Below are 1,254 nucleotides of genomic sequence, written 5' to 3' on the forward strand. Positions count from 1 at the left end.
AGCGTCCGTCTCAATCAGCTTTCGCAGGCGCGAAACCTGCACATCGAGGCTGCGGTCAAAGGGCTCGAATTCCCGGCCGCGCGCCAGCTGCGCCAGTTTTTCGCGCGAAAGCGGCTGGCGTGGGTGACGCACGAGGGTTTTCAGCATTGCAAATTCGCCGGTCGTCAGGGGCAATTCTTCACCGTTTTTATGCAGGGTGCGCAGGCCCATGTCAAACGAAAACGGGCCGAAAGTGATCACTTCCTGATCGCTGGACGGTGCGCCCGGCACTTCAGCGGTGGGGCGGCGACGCAGCACGGCATGAATGCGGGCCAGCAGTTCACGCGGGTTGAACGGCTTGGCCAGGTAGTCGTCGGCGCCCACCTCCAGACCGACGATGCGGTCCACGTCTTCACCCTTTGCGGTCAGCATGATGATGGGGGTGCGGTCATTGGCCGCACGCAGGCGTCGGCAGACCGAAAGGCCATCTTCGCCGGGCATCATCAAGTCGAGCACGATCAGGTCGACGGCGTCACGCAGCATGATGCGGTTCAGGGCCTTGCTGTCTTCGGCCAGGATGACTTCAAAACCCTCTTGGGCCAGGTAGCGGCGCAACAGGTCGCGGATGCGGGCGTCGTCGTCAACAATCAGGATTTTGTCGGCGCGAGTGCTTGTCAAAGAGGGATTCATGTTGGACTTCAAATTTGTAACAGCGCCATTTTGAGTGCTAAATGCCAAAAGTGTCTCTTTTTTTAATCACTCTGACACACTATTACAAAAGTTTCTAATGTGTGCAGATAGTGCATGCGGTGGACGTATTCCTCGTTTAAGCTTGTCGGAAGATGATGAAAAAAGTCATTCGCCCCTCGTTGATGGGCGGCTGAAATTACCCCCCTCTTCGTCTGAAAAACACGCAAGAAACCTTTTTGAGTGCGCTTGAATCCTTTGCCTTCGCTGCGTGACATTCGCGCTGCCGCACCCGCTGGAAGGGCGGTATCAACGCCGCTTTTTGCAGTTAAAACCCGGTATTTTGTGGTCTGGACGGGCCTTGTGCCAGCCCAGCCCGGCATGAACGTCTTGACAGGTCGGTCTGATGTTTTGCTATTTTGGCCGGTACTTTTCATGGCAGGCGTCGCTCAGAGTGTGAACTGCACGCAAAATGCGCACGCCGGCCCCGTTTTTGTCATCTCTGCGCCACCGGCGCCAGAGCCTGCTCATTAATTTTTCATTGTCCAAAAGGTAAACGACATGATGCGTACTACAAAATTAATAGCT

Annotated in this window: 2 protein-coding genes; both read right to left on the reverse strand. The window is 55.7% G+C overall.

Translation table 11 applies throughout. The features are described 5' to 3' along the window. Window positions 1-657: two-component system response regulator OmpR (gene ompR / locus ABW22_RS13785; protein WP_237763355.1), on the reverse strand; the 657-nt coding region annotated here is incomplete at its 3' end. A 74-nt stretch (window positions 658-731) separates the two neighbouring features. Beyond that, window positions 732-1,103 (reverse strand): hypothetical protein, encoded by a 372-nt coding sequence (locus ABW22_RS17430; RefSeq protein WP_157648654.1) that lies wholly within the window; start codon window positions 1,101-1,103, stop codon window positions 732-734. Between the last annotated feature and the right edge of the window lie 151 nt (window positions 1,104-1,254).

The organism is Thiobacillus denitrificans (assembly GCF_001530125.1).
Taxonomy (GTDB): Bacteria; Pseudomonadota; Gammaproteobacteria; order Burkholderiales; family Thiobacillaceae; genus Thiobacillus; species Thiobacillus denitrificans_C.